This is a genomic window from Pseudoalteromonas sp. Of7M-16 (genome assembly GCF_022347805.1).
Classification (GTDB): domain Bacteria; phylum Pseudomonadota; class Gammaproteobacteria; order Enterobacterales; family Alteromonadaceae; genus Pseudoalteromonas; species Pseudoalteromonas luteoviolacea_F.
Genome location: NZ_JAKRFY010000027.1, coordinates 1 through 22338 on the forward strand (window position 1 = coordinate 1; position 22338 = coordinate 22338).

17 protein-coding genes and 1 riboswitch are annotated in these 22338 nt (G+C 39.5%); of the genes, 13 read left to right on the forward strand and 4 right to left on the reverse strand.

Features of this window, described 5'->3' with window-relative positions; translation table 11 throughout:
* Nucleotides 1–192: hypothetical protein (locus MHN81_RS21895; RefSeq protein WP_239426716.1), on the forward strand; the 192-nt coding region annotated here is incomplete at its 5' end.
* Nucleotides 164–1033 (forward strand): DNA replication terminus site-binding protein, encoded by an 870-nt coding sequence (locus MHN81_RS21900; protein ID WP_023400161.1) that lies wholly within the window; start codon nt 164–166, stop codon nt 1031–1033. The genes MHN81_RS21895 and MHN81_RS21900, both read left to right, overlap by 29 nt.
* A 51-nt stretch (nt 1034–1084) precedes the next feature.
* Here MHN81_RS21900 and MHN81_RS21905 read toward each other — a convergent pair whose 3' ends face one another.
* Nucleotides 1085–2299 (reverse strand): hypothetical protein, encoded by a 1215-nt coding sequence (locus tag MHN81_RS21905; protein ID WP_023400160.1) that lies wholly within the window; start codon nt 2297–2299, stop codon nt 1085–1087.
* 708 nt (nt 2300–3007) lie between these two features.
* Between MHN81_RS21905 and MHN81_RS21910 the strand changes: the two genes are divergently transcribed.
* The 6 genes from MHN81_RS21910 to rmuC all read left to right on the forward strand — a co-directional run bounded on the left by MHN81_RS21910 (nt 3008) and on the right by rmuC (nt 11248).
* Nucleotides 3008–4237: an AAA family ATPase gene (locus tag MHN81_RS21910; protein ID WP_023400159.1), complete on the forward strand. Its 1230-nt coding sequence runs from the start codon at nt 3008–3010 to the stop codon at nt 4235–4237.
* Between the two features lie 14 nt (nt 4238–4251).
* The gene (locus MHN81_RS21915; RefSeq protein WP_239426717.1) at nt 4252–5217 is read left to right on the forward strand and encodes a ParB N-terminal domain-containing protein; all 966 of its coding nucleotides are present in this window, start codon (nt 4252–4254) and stop codon (nt 5215–5217) included.
* 146 nt (nt 5218–5363) lie between these two features.
* On the forward strand, nt 5364–8462 hold the full coding sequence (locus tag MHN81_RS21920) for a DEAD/DEAH box helicase (protein WP_239426718.1): 3099 nt from the start codon (nt 5364–5366) through the stop codon (nt 8460–8462).
* Nucleotides 8463–8763: 301 nt separating this feature from the next.
* Nucleotides 8764–8970, forward strand: coding sequence for a hypothetical protein (locus tag MHN81_RS21925; protein ID WP_023400156.1), 207 nt, complete (start codon nt 8764–8766; stop codon nt 8968–8970).
* On the forward strand, nt 8970–9659 hold the full coding sequence (locus MHN81_RS21930; protein ID WP_023400155.1) for a response regulator: 690 nt from the start codon (nt 8970–8972) through the stop codon (nt 9657–9659). Before MHN81_RS21925 ends, MHN81_RS21930 begins: the two co-directional genes overlap by 1 nt.
* 131 nt (nt 9660–9790) lie before the next feature.
* Nucleotides 9791–11248: a DNA recombination protein RmuC gene (gene rmuC / locus MHN81_RS21935; RefSeq protein ID WP_239426719.1), complete on the forward strand. Its 1458-nt coding sequence runs from the start codon at nt 9791–9793 to the stop codon at nt 11246–11248.
* 33 nt (nt 11249–11281) lie between these two features.
* Here rmuC and MHN81_RS21940 read toward each other — a convergent pair whose 3' ends face one another.
* The 3 genes from MHN81_RS21940 to MHN81_RS21950 all read right to left on the reverse strand — a co-directional run bounded on the left by MHN81_RS21940 (nt 11282) and on the right by MHN81_RS21950 (nt 16067).
* Nucleotides 11282–11761 carry a hypothetical protein gene (locus tag MHN81_RS21940; protein WP_023400153.1) on the reverse strand — a complete coding sequence of 160 codons (480 nt, stop codon included), beginning with the start codon at nt 11759–11761 and terminating at the stop codon, nt 11282–11284.
* Between the two features lie 194 nt (nt 11762–11955).
* Entirely contained in the window at nt 11956–13992 is a 2037-nt protein-coding gene (locus MHN81_RS21945) for an ATP-binding protein (RefSeq protein WP_239426720.1), read from the reverse strand.
* Between the two features lie 470 nt (nt 13993–14462).
* Complete coding sequence (locus tag MHN81_RS21950; protein ID WP_239426721.1) at nt 14463–16067, reverse strand: isocitrate lyase; 1605 nt, start codon at nt 16065–16067, stop codon at nt 14463–14465.
* Nucleotides 16068–16298: 231 nt separating this feature from the next.
* On the opposite strand from MHN81_RS21950, the gene MHN81_RS21955 reads away from it, so the two are divergent.
* From MHN81_RS21955 to MHN81_RS21975, 5 genes are all read left to right on the forward strand, one after another.
* Nucleotides 16299–18479, forward strand: a complete 2181-nt coding sequence (locus MHN81_RS21955) for a malate synthase G (RefSeq protein WP_239426722.1) — start codon at nt 16299–16301, stop codon at nt 18477–18479.
* Between the two features lie 192 nt (nt 18480–18671).
* Nucleotides 18672–19535 (forward strand): MipA/OmpV family protein, encoded by an 864-nt coding sequence (locus MHN81_RS21960; protein ID WP_023400149.1) that lies wholly within the window; start codon nt 18672–18674, stop codon nt 19533–19535.
* A gap of 8 nt (nt 19536–19543) precedes the next feature.
* Nucleotides 19544–19912 (forward strand): DUF3019 domain-containing protein, encoded by a 369-nt coding sequence (locus MHN81_RS21965; RefSeq protein WP_023400148.1) that lies wholly within the window; start codon nt 19544–19546, stop codon nt 19910–19912.
* Nucleotides 19913–19922: 10 nt separating this feature from the next.
* Nucleotides 19923–20615 carry a response regulator transcription factor gene (locus MHN81_RS21970; RefSeq protein WP_023400147.1) on the forward strand — a complete coding sequence of 231 codons (693 nt, stop codon included), beginning with the start codon at nt 19923–19925 and terminating at the stop codon, nt 20613–20615.
* Nucleotides 20616–20643: 28 nt separating this feature from the next.
* Nucleotides 20644–21900, forward strand: a complete 1257-nt coding sequence (locus MHN81_RS21975; RefSeq protein WP_239426723.1) for an ATP-binding protein — start codon at nt 20644–20646, stop codon at nt 21898–21900.
* A 287-nt stretch (nt 21901–22187) separates the two neighbouring features.
* Nucleotides 22188–22286, forward strand: a riboswitch (cyclic di-GMP riboswitch).
* Nucleotides 22287–22338 lie beyond the last annotated feature (52 nt).

Genomic DNA, 22338 nt, shown 5'->3' on the forward strand with positions numbered 1-22338 from the left:
TCTGGTAATCCGGTTTCTGGTAATCCGGTTTCTGGTAATCCGGTTTCTGGTAATCCGGTTTCTGGTAATCCGGTTTCTGGTAATCCGGTTTCTGGTAATTACAATTGGAATAAAATAAGGTTTTTAGCTATAATTATAGGAACACATCATACATATAAAGATCATGTCAACAAAGTTAATATTAAGAAGTAGTTTTGATTACTTATTCGATCAGCTAAATCTCCTTTGCGAAGAACTAAAAGAAAAAGAGATTAGCTATTCTAGTTATTATCAATTACCAGAAATCAAAGCTGAAGATGAAAAGAAAGCGCCTGAAGAGATTCAAGTTACAAAAATATCGGGTAATGAAGCATTTGATAAATGCATAAACGGAATTACGGATCTATTTGTTGGTCAAAAAAAGAGTAGCAAAATACTAACTCGCCATCCAGGTTTAATTGCTGTCGATGATGCAGATGGAAAAATTAAGTCAAGACTAGTTGAAGTAAACAAATCCAAAGAACAGTTTAAAAATACCGTTCTTGAAATTAATAATAATGACGCCAGGTTTGAAGCTGTACACAATGCAATACCGAATTTAATTACGTTAGCTGCGTATAGGAAAATACATTTTGAAGATTCTATACCTTATTCGGTAAGGTTCACATGGATGAAAAAGCATTCTACAACTACGCTTTCAAAGAAAGTTGCATTAGAAATGCTCAATAAATCATCAGGTTACTCCAACCCTAGAGTTATCGATCAGCAAAGCTGGCAGCAAATCGTAGAATTAGAAAAAGTTAGGCTCTCTAGTTTAGGAGAAAAAACTAAACTAAGGATAAAAAGGCCTACTCGAGTAACACCAGAAGTTAATGTTAGATTTACAGCCAAAAATAGATATCATGTCAGTGGTGCACTGCCCTTTATTCTATTAAACCCACAAAAGGAAACTAAAATAGGCAGTTTAAGTAACTTCAGCTCTAAAGTTGAAGATACCAGAAAGAAGGACTATAGCTATCTAATTGAGCGAATATATTTAGAAAATTTAGAGTAAGCTTGCTAAAACAAAATTTAAAAGCCAATTTAACATAATTGGCTTAGCAAACTACTTTTTTACGATTGCTTCTAGAATATCTTCATCGATAATTTCAGCCGTTTCGACCAATCTTTTTCCACCTTGAATTTCAATTCTCTTGTTATGTTTATTCAAAGCTAAAATTTCTTCACAAAACTGTGTAGAAGGATGCATTTCATACACATAGTCGATAATTCGGCCAGTATCATCATCTTTTACATTAGAAATGTTATATTCTGAAATAGCACCTTTTTCTATCAAATCTTTCATTGTCGTAGTCATATCTCTACGAAGTGCTTTCAGTTTATTGTCTGTAATTTCATCCGTTGAATAAATAGAGCCATATTTTTCCATTATTGAAAGCAGTCTGAAATGGTAAGTTTTTCCAGGTGCAGCATAGCGCCACAAATGATACAGCCTAAGCATCATCCAGCGGGATAAACCGCGCTTTAGCTCTTGGGCACTGTTGAAATAATAACCTTTATATTCAAGGTTATCGATCATATTATGAACAAATGCGTTTAAACAGGCTACACATTTGATATTTCCACCTTGTCCTTTCTTACCACTGAAATGTAATGAGGATAAGAAGTTCATATTAGATTCATAAAAAGAATCATCTACATCGCTATTTTTAGTATCGGTTGCGCGATATTTAAATGAAAGCTTCGAGCCTTGTAAAGCTTCCAAAGACTCCTTGATCTGCGGGTAAGGCATTGATTGACCAACAGCTTTTAACTCCTGAGCCAATTCATTCATCGAAAAAATCACAGCATATTGAATACCGGACTTAAAATTTATTTTTACTATTTTGCCTTTTGATGCAAGTCGAATAAGTGCTCTTTCAACTTTTTCTTCTCGATCAGACGGCCAAACTAAAAACTCCGTTTCTTCACCATCTTTTTTACTACTTACAACAGCAGGAGTAATTTTAATCTCACCATCGTATAAAATACCATCAACTTTTTCTGATATTCTTCTAGTTATAATCGTCTTTTTGGGAGCTTCCTCTAAAGGAAGTTTTTTATGTCCAGAACGTACAAACCTACCCCATAAATCATAGTGATTAAATGTGTTTGAATACGCTCTCAAGCCATGGTTGGTGTTTTCTAATGAAATTCGCACATCTTTGTTGTCAGTAAAAAGTGCTAAACTTTCATTATCGATTGCACTTTCCACTCCATGAATTTGACCTCTAAGTGAGTCTGGTAGATTGTCAACAGAGATGTTTACCTTGCGGCTCATTTTTTTACTTCCTGATTCTTCCGACAGCTAATAACAACACATTCAAAGGAAAAAGTTAATAATTAAAGTTAGTAAAAAACTGATCTGAGTTCAAGTTTTTTTAGAGATCACAATTTTACCTACTGATTGGTATTATGAGATCATAATTTTACCAACAGTGTAGGAAAATCCTCGTTATTTAGGAGAAAATCACTCAAGAAACGCTATTTGGAGCTGATTTCAATACCGAGTTGTGCATAACATCGATCTAATTTAGTAAAGATCTGATCTATTCGTAGTATAGATCAGATCTTTATTTACTTAATCTTAGTGTTGCCAGTGATTTTGTTGATAACTCTTTGTTTTAACTTAGTACAACTTTGATCTTGAACACCCAATCTGTTTATAACATTGTGGATAAGCTGTTATTATAATGAAACTCAATTAGTAAGTTAGTATTTTCTTGATCTGGCAGTATATAAAGATCTGATCTTTACTACGTATTTTTGTGATCTACTATTTTATTAAAATTACTTTATTTACAATAGCTTATATATGAAATTTATCTCCTTATCCTTATATACCTATATATCTAACCATTTCTAAACTCCTTATTTATTCTTAAGATAAATTTTAAATCCTATATTTTTTGGATGTCTCTTATTTTAGTGGTTTACCTTTTATTTGATGGACATTATAATATTAAGCATAAAATTAAGGAATATACGTATGTCTATCAATAGCAATGCACTTTCCACTTATAAATTGTTGAAAGCAACTGCCGAAGTAGCAGAACAATCCCTTGAGGGCCGCATTCAACACTATAGAGCTCATCTTAAGTCCGAAGACAAAGAACTACGTACTTATACACAAAAGGCTGCTGCGGATCTGTTAGGCGTTAATAACAGAACATTAAAACGCCGCCATGATCAAGGTGATTTTGATCATCTGCACATTCAAAAAGGCGCTAATGGCCATTACGCATATACGTTGAGTAACATTTTTGCTATGGCTGATATTTTAGGGATCAATGCAGATCACAGAGATCTTGAGGATAAGCTTCAAGTCATTGTGATAAACAGCCTAAAGGGTGGTTGCGGTAAAACAACGTCCCTCGTCAATTTGGCGGCAGCGCTTGCTACAACAAATATTAAGAGATATCGCATTGGGATCATTGATTTGGATCCTCAAGGATCTTCATCAAGTTTTTTCCCGTCAAGTGAACATGATCCGATCACAGTTGGTGATCTAATGCGAGATTGCATAGAGCTCGAGGAAAACGAAACTTGGGAACAACTTGTTGCGGATTCATTCCAAAAAACACATATCCCAAATATTCGTATATTGCCTTCCGGCATGGATGACTTTTATTTTGAGCATGAAACAGCTACAGAATTAAAAGAGTCGAGTAGTTATGAGCAAACTCGCCATTATCATAAACTAAAAGAACGCGTCATAGAGCCTGTTAAGGACGAGTTTGATATCATATTGATAGATACGGCACCGTCTCTTAATTTCATGTTCTACAATGCACTGATGGCTTCTACGGCGATGCTGATCCCTGTCCACCCTGAAGCAGTAGATTTTGATGCGAACAATAAGTATCTGAAACGACTTGGTGAAATTTACCATACTGTCGCTGCACTCGGTCATGAAGGTTGGGACTTTATGCAATTCTTGGTGACTAACTATGTTAAAGGAAATCATTCTCAGCGAGACATAGTAAAAGATGTGCGCACTGCATTTGGCAGACAGGTAATGAGTTATCCGATTAATCATAGTTCTGCGATAACAGCTAGTTCGTCTTCTTTTAATACGATTTTTGATCAAAAAACATCGGACTCATTAGCAAGTAGAGAGTCTTTGCTTAGAGCACAAGAAAATATCAAAGACGTTGTCGATGAACTCGAAATGTTAATTCGCTCAAATTGGGCTTCCACACAATCCAGCTTAGATTAAATACAGGTTAGATAATGGCTAGAAAACGTAAAAATGATACACGATTAGACCCTTTTGCTACTCCTGTTGAAAAAAGCAGCTTGGATGATCTATTGGGGCAAGCGAGTCAAGGTGACGTCGTTACTATGCCGTCGCCAAGTGATCCAAATCGGCTAATCGAATTAAAGTGTGAAGTGATCGCATTCTCTGACATTGAAAGCAAAACCATTGTTTTTGGTCAAAATCGGCGTGAGCAATCACTGCTTAATGAAAAATCCGTTGCTGATATTTTACCAGCCATAAAAGAAGATGGCAGGAATATGCATCCCGCTTTATGTTGGGTAAAAGATGGCAAACTACAAGTATTATCTGGTTCTAGAAGACGAAAAGCATGTTTGTTAAGCGGTGCTGATTATGTTGTATTGTCTTCAAGCGACTTCACTAACGACGATGCTAAGGCGCTTGCTGTTTCGTCAGATCAATATATCGCACCAAGTCTGTGGGAGCTTGGCAAAGCGTATGAGCAAACCAGAGTACGGTTGCAGGAAAATGGCAATAAAGGATCTTATAGAGAGATAGCGGCAATAGAAGGTGTTTCTCATACAGCTGTTGCTGATGCTATAAAAGCCTTTCAACATATCCAGCATGAAGTTGTTTTGCTCTACCCTACGCCAAACCACTTAGGACGTGAGGTTGCAAAAAAACTTATCAATGCACGTAAGGAACAGCCTGAACAATTTCAAAGTAAACTAGAACAGATTGCTGATGAGTTACTATTTGATGACCAAATGAGTGATGAAAAGCGTGCTTTGGCCATCACTAAGTACCTCACTACATTTGAAAGCAGCTCTGCGACACGTTCTGAAGCTTTGGTTGATAGTCAGTATATCAAAGTGCAACGAAGCCTTAATTCTGGCGCTATTACCGTCAAAATTGACGATAAGGTGCTAACAGATAAGCGTTTAGAACAATTGCAAAAACTGTTAAGTAGTTTTAATTAGTATGTTGCGGCCTAGATCATCTAGGCCTTTTTTATATCTTTTCACATCCAACCAGTCAATTTTTCATGATTTAGTCCCATTTGGCTCTTTAGCTCAAAACCGTAATTTCATATACTGGTCCTTTACGTTTTATTGCTTGTTAAAAAATGTCCTCGCAGTTATCTAAAGAGCAGCTATTAGCTTTATTTGAAGAAATTAAACAGGAACAGTCTTCTCAGTTCCCCTTATCTGATCGCTTCCTTAAGCAGTACTTTAATTCTGCTATGTTAGCGAAGGCCAAGGAGTACCTTAACGACGATCAAATTTGCTTTCTTGATCACAGTGAGGATTTCTCGAGAATAGATGCTCAAGTACTTGGTAATTTTGGTAATACGTTCACACAACACATAAAAATTGAACAAATAAAAGGCGCTCCGTCAGTTGAGGCTCAATGTTCTTGCTCTCACAATCCGAAGTGTCGCCATATTGCTGCTGTACTACTAAAGCTTAAAATCGACCATTCTGGTGGTTTTGGAGAGTCTTTTCTCGTCAATGATTGGTTTAACGAGCTTTCATTACTACAGCAATCTTCTGGACTGAACACATCCAACGTGCTGCTGTTCGTACTGGAGCATCGCGGAAACGAAGTATTATTAAACCCAAAAGTGTCACCCCATAAACCTGATGGGCATTATCCTCTTGGTCGTGTATTAACGGAGAAACAGCTCAATGCACATGTTCCGCCAAAGGATATTTTAGAAAGTGACTATCGTCTGTTTAGTTGGGTTCGCTCACAAAATACGCCAGGCCATTTCGAATTGGCTGGTAAGTGGGGGTTCGCTGCGCTGCAACAGCTTGCTGCCACCAAGCGATGTTTTTTCGGTAATAGCCGTAAGCCTTTGCAATTTGGCCACATGCAACATTTGGATTTCTTTTGGCAAGCGGAAAATGACAGCTTTAAGCTCGTCAGTCACCTCTCAGATGTAGATCAGTGGCTACTGATAAAATCGGACCCTCCTGTCTATTTAGACACTGAAAATATGTTGCTCGGCCGTATCGAATCTGAACTAAGTGCGCAAGAAATTGCACATTTACAAACCATGCCTAGTATACAAAAAGACAAGATTGAGGCGGTGATCAAGCGCTTTCAAGATATCTTTGCCGACAATGTAATTCCCCCTCCTCAAGGGTATGAAAGGCTGATCAATAAAGATAAATTGGTTGCTAAGCTGTCGGCGAGTGAAGGCGAGTATACTCATCTCACGCTCTCTTTGTTTGACTCCAAGAAAAAGTATTCCACAGAGAAGCAACTTAATCGCTGCGAAAAAATGCTTCTTGGATTAGGTTTCGAGGCGCAAGGTGGCGGTTTTAAACTGCCAGTTGAGGACGAGGTTTCTTATCACTGGTACAACTGTGAAGTTCGACCTTATTTACAGCGTAAAATGTGGCAGGTTGAAGAAATTCAGCAAGCAAAGAAAGTCTTGGTACCAAGGGTCACATTGCAACTTAAGCGAGATAAAAAGCATCATGTTATTGGCAAGGTTATGTTTGATGATAAACAAATTTTGCTTGATTGGGACAAGGCCCCTAGCCATGAAGTCAACTCTATCGCAAACGTATTTCAATATGTACAAATTGCACAGCAGCACTACGCGATTTCGAAAGATATTTATGAAGAGTTATTGCTTCTAAAATCTCGCTTCAGCTATTACCTTTCTAGCTCGCAATTTAAGTTTCCGCTCTCTTATGCTAAAAAGTTATTTGAACTTGATGCTGTGGAAAGTGTTTCCGATGATGCGCGATTGTTAGACTATTTAGCAGAGCTTAACAAGCCCGTAGATATCAATGAATCTTTGTTAGGTGATAGTCAGGAGCGGTTTACTTTGCGTGATTATCAATTGCAAGGAGTCAATTGGTTAAAGTTTTTGAACCGACATCAGCTTGGTGGAATATTAGCGGATGATATGGGGCTCGGCAAAACACTTCAAGTTATTGCTTACTTCATATCTCAGCACAATACATTAGTGACCAAGCCGTCTCTCATTGTCTGTCCTACTTCTTTGGTTGGAAATTGGCAAAATGAATTTAAAAAGTTTGCTCCACATTTACCTGTGCTTACAGTGCATGGCAGTAACCGTGATAAGCAGCTTAATCAGGTAGCCCAAGCCCGTTTTATCATCACGACTTACCCACTGTTGAAGCGCGATTTACCGCACTACTCCGAACTACAGTTTGATTCGATAGTTCTTGATGAAGCGCAGTATATAAAGAACGAAACCGCACAAATTTCGAAATGTGTAAAACAGTTATCAGCTGAATTTAAACTTTGTATGAGCGGTACGCCAGTAGAAAACAACCTTATGGAGCTTAAGTCGCTACTTGATTTTGTGATGCCAGATGTACTTGGTACTAAGCAGCAATTTAAGCAAAACTTTCAGCAACCAATAGAAAAAGAGCGCGATAGCAAAAGGGCTAAAGAGCTACAATCACTGATTGCGCCATTTATATTGCGTCGAACGAAATCTGAAGTTGTGCGAGAGCTGCCGGCGAAAACGGAGCTGATTAAAAAGCTTGAGTTTACACCAGAGCAAGCGTCACTTTATCAGCATGTACAAGGCCAAATTGAAACTAGTTTGATAGATCTGTTTAAAGAGCAAGGTGTTGAAAGTAGCAAACTTGCATTTTTGGATGCATTGCTGAAGCTAAGGCAGATTTGTTGTCACCCTGAGCTCGTAGACAAAGAGAGCGAATATCAGCAAAGTGCTAAATTTAAATGGTTAGGCGCACATTTACCAATCTTGTTAAAAGAAGGTAGAAAAGTCATTATTTTCAGTCAATTTACGTCTGTACTGGATATGATTGCCAATCTATGCGATGAGATTGAAATACCATTTGCGATGCTAACTGGGCAAACAAGACATCGAGATAAAGCCATTGCGCGTTTTACTGAAGGTGATGTTGACGTGTTTTTGATTTCTTTAAAAGCTGGCGGTACAGGCTTAAACCTGACTCAAGCAGATACAGTTATTCATTTTGATCCCTGGTGGAACCCAGCTGTAGAGAATCAGGCAACAGATCGTGCGTACCGTATAGGCCAAGATAAGCCTGTCTTTGTCTACAAGCTTATTGTTGCTAACTCTATTGAGCAGAAGGTTTATCAAATGCAAAAAGACAAACAGGCGTTGGTGGATGCTTTATTTGCTGATACTGGGGTTAATTTAAGTGAGTTTAATGAAGCGCAAATGCTTGAGTTGATAAAAAATTAAATTATTTTTGAACTAATTAAATAAGGGGCTGTCTATCTTTATGCACATTGTGAGATTACATACAGCAGTGAGCACATGTTGATTTCCCCCTATTAATTACATGACGTATTTGTAATAACCAGCTCTTTTGAGCTGGTTTTTCTTTTTTTGCTTCTCGGTACTTAAATATCACCCGCTGTAATGGCGTGTAATGGTATTACGTGTCATTTCTTGCCTTGTTCCACATTTGATCCACAATCTTTCACTTTAATACACACATAGGAAAACAAAACCAAATGAATTGGACTTAAGGTGGGTTATTATGTTGTGCTATGAAAATACGATTTCGCAGTTAAACTTTATTGAACCACAATCGCTGTGCGACTATGATCTCATAAATGAAGTTGCAAGCTCTGAAGATTTAGCAAGTATCTTAACGACACTGCTTTTTGACGATACACTTTCTTCAAATCTTAAAAAACAGATAAAGCAACAGCTGCGAGTATTAAAAGCCAGTAAGAGAAACTAATGGAAGAAAAAAACCACATTTTGATCGTCGAAGATGATTTTGATATTGCTGAACAAGTCATGCTGTTTTTTAAAGCATCAGGCTTTAAAATAACGCATATAGCCGACGGTGCAGAAGTGGTTAGTTGGGTCAGAGAAAACGGCCCTGATGCCATCCTAATGGATATCATGCTACCAAACCAAGATGGTGTTGTGTGCATGCAACAAATTAGAGAGTTTTCAATGGTACCTATTGTGATGTTGACAGCAAAGGTATCTGAGTCAGATAGACTTAAAGGGCTTGAGTTTGGTGCAGATGATTATGTCTGTAAGCCTTTTAGCGCGGCAGAGCTTGTTATGCGTATAAAGGCTATATTACGCCGTTGTAGTGCGCCTGCTGTTTCGGATACGCCTGATATAGAAGTTAACGAATCACAGTTATTGGTGTCCTTAAAAGGACAGTCATTAAGTTTAACTAAAGTTGAATTTGATGTGTTTGCTATGCTTTACAATGCGCCTAACAGGGTGTTTTCGCGACAACAAATATTGGATCATATTCAACCTGACAATTTTGATATATCAGATCGCGTAATTGATAGCCATATAAAAAATATCCGCAAGAAAATTAAAAATATCGATATTTCCCCAAAAATTGTTGAATCTGTGTATGGTGCAGGATATAGGTTCAATGAACAGCATATAAACAGCTAACCTCCCTACTTCTCAGTGCCAATTAAAATGGTTGGCACACTATTTTAATTGGCAGATTAACCTCACTTGTAAGTGATTGATCAACTTCTCTAAGGTATGATTTAACTAGATTTAATTGTTAGGGTTACCCTATGTTTTGGACTAGTTTTTCTTCGCTACCTTGGCAAGTCGCTATGGTGCTTTTAGGGTCTGGTGCCGCCATTTCAGGTTTAGGCTGGTTGGTTTTTTCTTATTTATCTAAGCAAAAAACGCGCTCCTTGCAGGCCATGGCACAAAATAAGATAGACTCACTGCAATATGCACACGATGAGCTGAAAGAGCAATTGAATGTGGCGCAGCAGCTGCAACTGAAAACCCACGGTGAAGCGCAGCAATATCAAGCAAGGTTGGCGGAAAAGCATGCTCAAGTTAAAGAGTACTATGGTTTGTGGCAGCAAGCTCAAACTAAAGCGCAGACAGAGCAAGAGCAAGCGCATCAACTGGCGTTACAGTTAACAGATATGGAAACCAAACTGGCTGAAAAGCAATTGGCTTTTGATGCGCAAATTGCGCATTTAGAGCAAGCCAAAAATACCTTGAAGCAAGAGTTCGAAAATGTCGCAAGTAAACTGTTTGAAGAAAAAAGCCAGCAATTTGCTCGACATAGCCAGGAAAAAATTCAAACGATTTTAAGCCCAGTTCAGGGAGAAATTAAAGGCTTTAGGGACAAAATGGAAGCCATCCACAGTGAGGACCTAAAACAGCGGGCTGCGCTTAAAACAGAGTTACTTCACTTGCAAGCGAACAATCAGGCTATGACTGATCAAGCAAGTAAGTTAACTACGGCATTACAAGGGCAGACTAAAACCCAAGGAAACTGGGGAGAGCTGATGCTTGAAAATGTACTAGATAGTGCTGGGCTTCGTCCGGGTTATGATTATAAACGGGAAGTGAGTTTCACAACCGAACAAGGTAAGTACAGGCCAGATGTCATTGTTTACCTACCTCAGAGTCGTCATTTAGTTGTTGATGCAAAAACTTCATTAAATGCCTACACACGTTATGTGAATGCACAAGATGAAGTATCTGCGCAACAAGCTTTAAAAGAACATGTGAATGCAGTCAAGGCGCGGGTAAAAGAGTTGGGAGATAAATCCTATGAGCGCTTGCCAGGTCTCAACTCTCCGGAAGTGGTAATAATGTTTATACCAGTTGAGTCCGCGTTCGTTGAAGCAATTAAGTATGCACCCGATATCTATCAATATGCATTAGAGAACAAAGTGTTGGTAGCAACGCCTACCACTCTGCTTACTAGCCTAAACATTGTTAAACAATTATGGCGCTTTGAAGAGCAAAGTAAGCACAGCAAAGAGTTGGCCTTACGTGCAGAGAAGTTTTACAACAAGTTGAATAGTTTCCTACATAGTCTAGAGGGAGTTGGCAAACAGCTGGATAAAGCACAAGAAACCTATGATAAAGCGCTTGGGCAACTTTATTCTGGCAAAGGGAATTTAATTAAACAGGCATCCGAATTTAAAGAGTTGGGTGTGTCGGTAACCAAAGAGCTACCAGAAGAGCTGCTTGAAAAGGCAAAGTTAGAATTAAAGTAGTTTCAATAGTAAAAAAGGGCTTTAAGCCCTTTTTTATTTAGTACACAGTGCGTAGTCGCCATTTCTTGGCTTATCGGAATACAAGTAAATATACAGCGAGTTATTCTTTACATCATTCCATACAGTGCTCTTTGGATGTGGACATAGAGACTGTTTGATATAACCTTTTATTTCACTGCTACTCATTGCTAAAGGCGTAGGAATTTGAACAAAAACGTTTAATTCGCCTTGGTTGTAGCTAACTCTGCTTAATTTCCAGCTTCCCATCATATATTGCTTAGCAAAATAGCGATCAATACGCATTTGGGCATCATGGCTTATCTCAGCATGTACAATGTCATTCGATCGTGTGTCCATCCAGTAGTTCCATGCTGAGGCTAAAATTAAAAAGCCAGCTAGCAGCATAGACCAAAAAGGCAATACGCCCTTCTTTTTAGGTCGCACTTTTGACTGATGCCTTTTCCGCTCGGCAATTTTAACCCAATCATTGTGTTTCATTGTACGCTGTGTCATAAGTAGTTTCCTCCCGTTCATGCTGCTCATTTAATCAAGGTAATGTGGATGAAAAATGAAGTATTGTGGAGGCGCAAGGTGATCGGATCAGTTGGGTAGAAAATTTCCGTTTTAAATCCTGATCCAATTCTTTTGTATTAATTTTATATATTTTCACTACTGAGTACATAAAGTAGTGTTTTTAAAGTTTTGGCTTATTTTAGTGGCAAAGCAATTGATATATCGAGTCCACCTAAATTACTGCGTTTAATATCAATACTTCCAGACATGAGTTCTATTAAACTTTTGCAAATTGACAAGCCCAAACCTGAACCGCCAGTGGCTCTGCTTCGAGAGCTTTCAACACGGTACAAGCGTTCAAATAATTTTGGGAGCTCTTCATCGGCGACCGTTGGTGAGGAGTCTTGTAGTTGTATATTTAAGTAGTTCTTGTCCTGATACATTTTAAAAACGACCCGCCCTGGGCTGTCTGTATATAGGCAAGCGTTTTTACATAAATTATTAACGACTCGATCTAGTTTGGGTTTGTCGACTGTTATGGTCGAGCCTTCAGGAATATTTATTTCACTGCTAAAAGACAGCGAGTGGCTTTCCGTCATACGCTTAATATCGTAGCTGTAGTTTTGTGAAAGAGTTTGCAGACATTGGGTCTGTTCATTCAATGCAATGGCATTATTTTCTGCCTGAGATAATTGATATACATCTGTGATAAGAGAATTAAGCTGCGAGATTTTTTCGTTGATCTTACTGTAGGCTTTATTGTTATCTTCGAATAAACCGTGTTCCAAGGCTTCTATATGCAGTTTCAAGACACTTAAAGGCGTGCGTAATTCATGAGAAATATCAGCCAACATCTTTTCTTTTTGCTTTAGATTTTGTTGATACAACTTGGCTGCTAAGTTAGCGGCACGATGCTTGATGAAGTAAATATAAGTAAGCAGCGAAAAAATGAATAGCGCAGAAAGCCCGGCAATGAGCCAAGATTTTTGCATCAACTTGGTATGTTTTAATTCACTTTGTGCAAGGGCTTTTTCTTTCTCTGATACTTCGAGTTGCTGGCGTTGTACTAAGTTGCTAATACTGTTGCGATAGGTTTGCGCTTTTTGATTATTAAATCTTTCATCGTGCGCTTTATGCAAATTGAATGCATCACGAATATAAGTATACGCAAGTTCTGGTTCTCCTACTTGTCTTGCCAAATTAGCTGAGATTTCGTAGTAATGTATTGTTAAAGGGCTGTCTTGTTCATCATTGACCAATACCTCAAGATCTCTAATATAATTTTCTGCCACATGGGGCTGTTTAAGATGCAGATAGGCTTGAGATACGCTGATATGCGCGTAAATTAGTTGTATTTGGCTTTGCGCTTTTTTTGCAAAGTCTAAACTAAGGTGTGCATTGATAAGTGCCTCATCGCCTTTATCTAGCTTCATATAACTACTGGCCAGCATATGGTATGCGCGCGATAGACTCTCATTGGCATTGGTTTGTTTTAGGTATTTTAGAGCCTCATATATGTTATCAATAGCAAGTTGGTGATGATCTTGTTTATATGAAACCTGAGATAGACGTAAAGCACTGTCTGCGATAGCGACAATATTGCCATCTTTTTTATCTTCACTTAGCGCCCAGCGGAAAAAGGTTTCGGCTTGTTCATAGTCATTTAGCCTGACGGAAATATCACCCAAGTTATAAAAGTTACTCGCTTTGATACTATGGTTACTGCTGCCTTTTAAGTAACTTTGTGCCTTTAAATGAAACTGCATAGCTTGTGCAATTTGACTTTTATGGTCATAAAGTGTCCCCAAGTTGCTGTAAGCTAAGCCTATTAGAGTATCATCTTCTAGTTCTTGTGCCGCTTTTAAGGCTTTATAATAGTGCTCTTCAGCTTCTGCAAGACGGGACATACGCCTATAATTAATGCCTTTTTCATTATTTAGAGTACGGACTAGCTCTGTGCTTAAGTAGTAATGCTGTTCTATATGATTGAGTGTCGAGAGCGCTTTTTTGAACAACCCTTGCTTTCGGTAAATTTCAGCTTGGATCAATAGAATATCTAGTGCTTTTTCTTGATTTAAATTTTCTAGACGCCATGGCTCGATTAAATCCAACGCGATTTGATATTTCCCTTGCTTCTCAAGCTGCTTAAGTTCTTCAATATCAATACTTGCAACTGCTGAGTTGGTAGAGAGTATGCAAGTAAATAGCACAGAGGCGAATATTTTTTTCATATTTTTTCATGTTAAATCAAAACGCTTGCATGCTAGGCAACAAATGTGTGACAAATATGGATCATGTAAAGGGGGTTTACAGCTTGGCAGTACGTAAAATTTTGCTCTGAAGTAGGCTATGTTAGTAAAATTATGATTTGGGAAGAAAAATACTTAGTAAAATGTGGATCCAAGCTTGCCAAGTTAGTTAGTAAAAAAGTGTTCTGCCTATTAATTGAGGCGACGTACAGCCGTAGTTGTTGCAACAAGGGCAATACTGGTGGCGTATAGACGCTGTTTTTAAGTCAAAAAGTGGTGTTTAACCTCAATTTACTTGCGGTATTTTATTGGTGCAACTCAGCTAGTATTTTTCTGATCTGTTTCAGTTGGTGTGCGTAAAATCGTGATCTCAATATGCAGGAGATGATATTTGCAAGATACAATGATAAGCACAAAAAGGGCCCAACGGGCCCAAGTTGGGATTTCCTGTACTAAAATTGATTCATGGTATTAGCTTCACCACCTGCCTTCAGCGCATTGTCCCCACTAAAGTACTCTTTGTGCGTGTCACCAATGTTGGAGCCTGCTAAATCTTGGTGTTTTACTGAAGCTTGCTCACGGCGGATTTCCTGTCTTTGAACATCTCGTACGTATGCAAGCATACCGAGCTCCCCAAAATAGCCTTCGGCTAAAATGTCAGTACTCAATGCGACAGTGTGATAGGTTGGCAAGGTGATCAGGTGGTGAAAGATACCTGCTTGTGTTGCGCCATCAAGTTGAAAGCTTTTTACTTTTTCATCTGCGATTTGTGCAAGTTCGGTGGTATCAAGCTCTGGTGCCATAAGCGCTTTAGGGTCAACTGTTGGATCTGGGTAGACTGAAATATCTTTGCCCTGTGCCTTGAGTGTTTCGTACGCCTGCTCCCTGAATTTTAATGTCCAATTGAATGAAGGCGAATTATTATAAACCAGCTTGGCATTAGGTACTTGCTCCCTGATGCGATTAACCAATTCAGCAATTTGGTCTACATTGGGTTTTTCTGTTTCAATCCATAATAAATCTGCACCTGCTTGTAAACTTGTTACGCAGTCCAATACTACTCTATCTTTTTCAGTTCCCTCTTTAAATTGATAAAGTCCATTGTCTAAGCGCACTGGCTTTTGCAATTTGCCTTCTAGCTTGATGGCCATTTCCCCATCTGTAAGCTGATCAAGGTCGACAATCGGCTGGGTGTCTAAAAATGCTGTATATTGGCTAGCGATATCCCCGGGCTGTTTAGAAACCGGAATTTTTTGTGTCAAACTAGCTCCGAGAGAGTCTGTGCGGGCTACAATGATCCCGTCTTCAATACCTAGTTCTAAAAATGCATATCGAACAGCATTAATTTTTGCAAGGAAGTCTTCATGAGGTACTGTTACTTTACCTGCTTGGTGTCCGCATTGTTTGGCATCTGATACTTGGTTTTCAATTTGAATGGCGCAAGCTCCGGCTTCTATCATTTGTTTTGCGAGCAAGTAAGTGGCTTCTTCGTTGCCAAAACCTGCATCAATATCAGCGATGATAGGCACTATATGAGTTTCAAAGTTATCGATTTCTAATTGAAGTTGACTCGTATCTTGACCATTTAACTTCGCGGTATCGAGTGCTTTATACAAATGATCCAACTCCCTCGCATCAGCCTGTTTTAAGAAGGTATATATTTCTTCAATGAGCTTAGGAACCGCTGTTTTTTCGTGCATGCTTTGGTCTGGTAACGGGCCAAACTCAGATCGCAGTGCCGCTACCATCCAACCACTTAAGTATACATAAGCGCCTTTGGTTGTTTTTTGGTGTCTTTTAATGGCCATCATCATTTGTTGAGCCGTAAAGCCATGCCAACACCCCAGTGATTGAGTGTATTGTGTAGGATCTGCATCGTAACGAGCCATGTCCTCACGCATAATTTTCGCCGTGTACTTCGCGATATCTAACCCTGTTTTAAAGCGATTTTGTAAGTGCATTCTGCTTGCATATTCAGGGTTAATTGATTGCCAATTGTGTGTTTTTGTTGCGCATAAGGTAGTAAAGCGGTCAATTTGAGACTGGTAATTGCTCATGATTAATATCCTTCGAACGAGTTGTACACTAAATAAAAAGATTTGCCTAAGCGTTATGTGTGAGAGTTGCTGCGGCTTAATTAAACACTAGAACGGCTTTTATAATTTTTTAAATTTATAGTTGTTATTGTGAGTATATTTATTATGAATGGCGAAAGGGGTTTGTTTTTGTACAAATTGCTTTATTTTTGAATAACCCGTTCAAAATTAATTCGCATTAGGAACTCTGCTATGAATGCAACTGTGACAAACGCTGGGCTCACTATTGATGCTGACTTTTTTGATTTTGTGAATCAAGAGTTGCTCGATGGTCTACCCCTTAGCTCTGAATCGTTTTGGGATGGTTTGGCCAATATTGTAGATACACTCTCACCCATAAATCGTGCCTTACTCGAAAAGCGAAATAGCTTACAAGCTAAGGTTGATGACTATCATCGGCAAAATGTCAGTTGGGATGCCAAAAAATATCGGACATTTTTGGAATCTATTGGTTATTTGTTGCCACAGCCATCAGATTTCAACATTGTGACTGAACATTCTGAGCCTGAAATCGCTCTGGCTGCTGCACCACAATTGGTTGTTCCGGTGAACAACGCACGGTTTGCACTCAATGCGGCCAATGCGCGTTGGGGCTCCCTTTATGATGCCTTGTATGGGACGGATGTGATAAGTGAAGATGAAGGAGCTGAAAAAGGTAAAGAATACAACCCTGTACGCGGGTTTAAGGTGATGGCGTATGCAAGGCAACTATTGGATAAAATATTGCCTCTGAACGGTGGTTCACATATTGAAAGCACCCACTATGGCATTGTCGATAGTCGTTTAATTGTGACATTGAATGATAGCCGTCAGGTGACGCTTGCAGATCCAGAACAATTGATCGGATATTGTGGGCAATTGCAAAATCCTGCTGCGGTCTTAGTAAAACATCACGGCCTTCATATTGAGATCTGTATTGATCATGAGGATCCTATTGGAAAGGTTGATAAAGCGGGGATCAAAGACGTGATCTTGGAGTCAGCTTTAACAACGATTATGGATTGCGAAGACTCTGTAGCGGCTGTGGACGCTGAAGATAAAATCGTGGTTTATCGAAACTGGCTCGGTTTGAATAAAGGCAATTTAGTTGAAGAGTTTGTAAAAAATGGTCTGGCAGTTGAACGATGCCTAGCGAATGACAGAAGTTATAACTCACTCCATGGCGAGGTTTTTACTCTAAGTGGTAGAGCAATGATGTTTGTTCGCAATGTGGGTCATTTGATGACAACCCCTGCGGTACTTGACTCTGAAGGTCGAGAAATCTTTGAAGGAATACTTGATGCCATGGTAACGTCAGTTGCCGCCATGCATGACCTGAGAGGTAATAGCCCGTATCGGAATAGCAAATCTGCCAGTATAAATATTGTAAAACCCAAAATGCATGGCCCCGAGGAAGTTGCCTTTACAACCGAGTTATTTAACGCTGTAGAGCGAGCATTGGGATTGCCAGAAAATACGATTAAAATGGGGATCATGGATGAAGAGCGACGTACTTCTGTCAACTTAAAAGCGTGCATAGCAGCTGCCAGATCTCGTGTTGTATTCATAAATACAGGGTTTTTAGATCGCACCGGAGATGAGATCCATACATCTATGCTTGCCGGAGCTGTTAGGCCAAAAGAAGTGATCAAATCTCAACCGTGGATCTCGGCCTATGAGCGCCAGAATGTTGAAGTCGGTTTAGAAACAGGCTTCAAAGGTAAAGCACAAATTGGTAAAGGAATGTGGCCAAAACCAGATAACATGGCGCAGATGATGGCCTTAAAAGCAGCACAATTAGAAGCGGGAGCAAATACTGCATGGGTCCCCTCACCCACTGCTGCAACGCTGCATGCTATCCACTATCATGAGGTTGATGTTCTAGCTCAACAAGTCAAAATCTCGCGTTCTCAACATGCGTGTTTGGAAGACTTATTGACTCCTCCTTTGTTGCATGATGCCTCTTCTCTTTCTCTGTCAGATATTCAAGCTGAGTTAGACAATAATATTCAAGGTATTTTGGGCTATGTTGTGCGTTGGATAAACCAAGGTGTAGGTTGCTCAAAGGTGCCAGATATTTCTCATGTGGGTTTAATGGAAGATAGAGCAACATTGAGGATATCAAGTCAGCATATTGCAAACTGGCTAGAACATAAGGTGTGTAGCGAAGAGTTGGTATTGGCAACATTTGCTAAAATGGCCAGTGTCGTAGATAGTCAAAACAGCAGTGATCCGCACTATATTGCAATGTGTGAACATGGCCACCCAAAGGCGGATAGTTTAGCTTATAAAGCTGCGTTGGCACTTGTTTTTGAAGGTAAGCAACAGCCTAATGGCTACACAGAACCCTTGTTACATTATTATCGTAGGCTCCAAAAGTTACAGTCACATTAACAGCTAAAAGTGAGCGCTATGATTTAATCTTGGCGCTCACTTGTAAACCCCCTTTCCAATCATGTCTGCTATTCCCTATTTTTGGTAATTTGTAATTAGGTACAATTTGATACACTTTGGTATAATCCGACACGATATTTTTATCATTTTTTCAATATATTAATTAGCAAATAATAAAGATAAGAAACTGCTATGGACTCTAAATTTAAATGGCTGTCTGCTAGCCTTGTTTTGGTGAGTTTGAGCTGGATGCCTAGCGTTTACGGAAAAACAGCTCCTAGCTTTTGGGATGGGTTTGCCAATAAACGAGAAGCTGGTGGCTTTTTGTCGTTAGGTATTGGCGCGTCATACGGTGGTGGGCTACTTTCAAACATCGCGACTCGTCCACTGATAAATATTAATGGCAACTATTACTTCGAAAATGGACTGTTTGTTGAAGTACCTGGTAGTGATAGTAAGTTTGAACCTGACTGGGCTATGGGTTACAACCTGTACAATACCAATGAGTGGGAATTTGATCTCATATTCTCTTCTGCGCATTCCCACATGACTTATTATGGATATTTAGAAGGAAATTTTGCAGGCTATAGTGATGACAGGGATTTGACCGGGTATGTTGGTTTACGCGCTACAGGTGCAATTGGTCAGTACCAAATACAAACCATTTTAGCGCCTAAAGCGGATAACAGTGAGTACGATGGTGGTGCTTACGCTTCTCTTTGGGTTGCCAGATCTTGGCAAGTAAAAAATTGGAACTACTACGCTTCTATCGGGTTTCAATATCGTAACAGTAATATGTTGAACTACTATTACGGTGTGCCTTATAAATCTTCTCGGGTAGCACCATATGAAGCATCAGGTGGTGTGAATACATTACTTAAACTCGGCTTTACTAAACCAATCAGTGAAAGCTGGGTGGTTGATGGTTCTATCGGGTTTACAGATTACGCAAGTAGTATAGATAAAAGCCCCTACTCTATTGATGCACTAAAGTATGTATCTAACCGTAGTAAGTTAGGTCGCAATGTTAACATCACTCTGAGTTACGTATTTTAGGGGGCGATGTGAACAAGTATCTTTTTGGATTTTTATTAGCCCCGACGTTAACCTTTGCTGCGTCCAATAACCCCAACTTTATCGTTAAACCACAACAATGTGTTGCACTAGAACAAGGCCAGGAATGCTTTATCGATGTTTCGGTCAATTGGCAGGTAAGCGATGAAGGCAATTTTTGTTTATTTGCCAATGAAACACGGCTGCACTGCTGGCAGCGCAACAATCGAGGACAGTGGAAAAGCGAATTGGTCATGACTGATGATGTCGTGATGAGTTTGAAAAATAGCAGTGACAAAGTGATATTTAGCGACAAAGTTAAATATGCTTGGATCTATAAAAAACGCAAAAGCAAAGCCGTTCGTTGGCGAATGTTTTAAGGAATTTAGGATGAATGAGTGCAAGATTGCGTTGGTTGAGGATGATGTGGAATTGGCACAGTGGATAGCCGATTATCTCGAAGCAAAGCAGTATCAGGTATCCGTATATCATGACGGGTTAGCTGGCCTTGAAGGTGTAAAAAAAACACAGCCTGACTTGGTTATTTTGGATGGCATGTTACCTAGTATGGATGGTTTAGATGTGTGCAAAGCACTTCGACAGTCGATGCAAACACCTATATTGATGTTAACTGCCAGAGATGAGGAAGTTGACGAAATATTGGGTCTAGAGATGGGAGCCGATGACTATTTAACCAAGCCAGTAAGAGGTCGGTTGCTTGAGGCGAGAATGAGAACCCTCCTACGGCGCTCGGCTGCTACGCAAGCTACGGTGAGTGAGCGATTGGTGCTCGGTGCACTCGAAGTCGACTCTGACAATCGCCAAGTAACACTTAATGGCAACAATATCCAAGTCTCAAGCAATGAATTTGATGTGCTTTGGGTACTGGCGAGTCGCGCTGGAAGTGTTGTGACACGACAGGATCTGGTGCAGGAGTTGCGCGGCTTCGAATACGACGGGTTTGACCGTACTATCGACTTACGAGTATCTCGACTTCGCAAAAAGTTGGGTGATACACAAGCACCATACAAAATAGCGACAGTGTGGGGTAAAGGGTATCAGTTGGCGAAAGACACTTGGTAAGCCGATAAATTAAAGGAACAAATACAATATGTGGCGGTTTGTTGTTGCGCTCGTGAGTGTTTTATTGATCGCAAGTATCTTGTTAGGGCAAATATTCGATACATTATATTCATCAGACGATACTAGCGAGCCTTTGGTGAGCGAGCAATTGTCACTTACCTTGCCGCTTTTAAAGTTAATGGCATTAGGTGAGGTATCTGATTTTGACCCCAACCTCATGAAAGATGAGAATAATCAACGTAACGCCATATTGTATACGCGTGCAATGGACGAGTATCCGCTACCGGCTCTTTTACAGGAGCAATTGAAAAGGCAAGAGCCTGTTTATTTAGAAACGCAAGAGCACGTGATGGTACACCTATTGACCAGTACGCACGACATTTTAATCTACCAGTACGATAAACAAATTGAAAAAGAAGACTATCGCCTTTCCTTAACACTGTCTTTTTACCTCCTTTTGGTCATCGTTATCGTTATTTTTTTAGCGCCCTTTGTCAGACGTTTAATGCGATTGAGTGCGGCTGCGACCAAACTTGGAGACGGTCAGCTTGATGTCAGGTTACAGGTTGGTACGCTTTGGTACATCCGTGATATTGAGTTATCGTTTAATCAAATGGCCAGTAAAATTAGTCTCTTAATGGATGATATTAAGTTGCTGGCAGGCGGCCTATCTCATGAGTTGAGGACCCCGTTGGCGCGGGTACGGATGGGGCTGGATACGCTCGTTGAAGCTCAAGATGAGCAATTGCGAACCAAGTATGAGTCTCGAGTAAATCAGCAACTAGATGATATGGAAGGATTACTCATACATATGCTAGATTTTGCGAGATTGCAGCATAGTTTAGATGACGCAAAACCCAATAAAATGGACTTGGCTCAGATGCTATCGAGCTTAATCTCCAATACCTATCATGGATCTGTTGAATTTACCCTGCCATCAGAGAGTGTGTGTATCAATGCCGATTTACGATATTTGAATATGGCTGTGTCAAACATCATTGATAATGCTATTAAATATGGGCGTAGCAAGTGTGCAGTTAAAGTCTTTTATGAAAATAACGACATAGCAGTCAGTATAAGTGATGATGGTCAGGGGATTGATGCAGAAAAAAGAGCGACTGTATTTAAGCCTTTTGTCAGACTGGATAGGCAACAGTGCCCAGGCTTTGGGATCGGGCTAGCCTTTAGCGCCAAAATCATCTCTCGTTACCATGGCACTGTTGAGGTGGACGACTGTCCAGATTTAGGCGGCGCAAGGTTTACGCTGCGCTTTGTGAGTGAATGAAGCACATAAACATAAGTGCAATTGATAAAAAACCAGCCTTTCTATCTCAATAAATTGTCTGAATAAGCTGATTTTTTGCACCTTTTTTCCTGTGTATGTCGGTTAGTATAAGAAAATAGGGTTGTATATTGTTGAAGAATAGTACCTTTAAGTGGGAATATTTTATCTGTAGTAAAACTTTAATAAATTATAATTCCTGATTGAACAACAGATTAGGATTTTAGCTCTAATTTGTATTTGACCTATTTGGAACCTTCCTATAAATTCCTCCTGAATTTTATACAAACTGTAGTTACTGGCAAACTAGATGAAAGTCTAGGACGCAAAGCTTCCGGTCTAAAGGCACTGTTTCTATAAGCAGAGCACATGATAGCGGGGTTGCTTCATAGTTAGGAATACTATGAATATTCATTAGGGATGTGACTGCCAGATCTACTC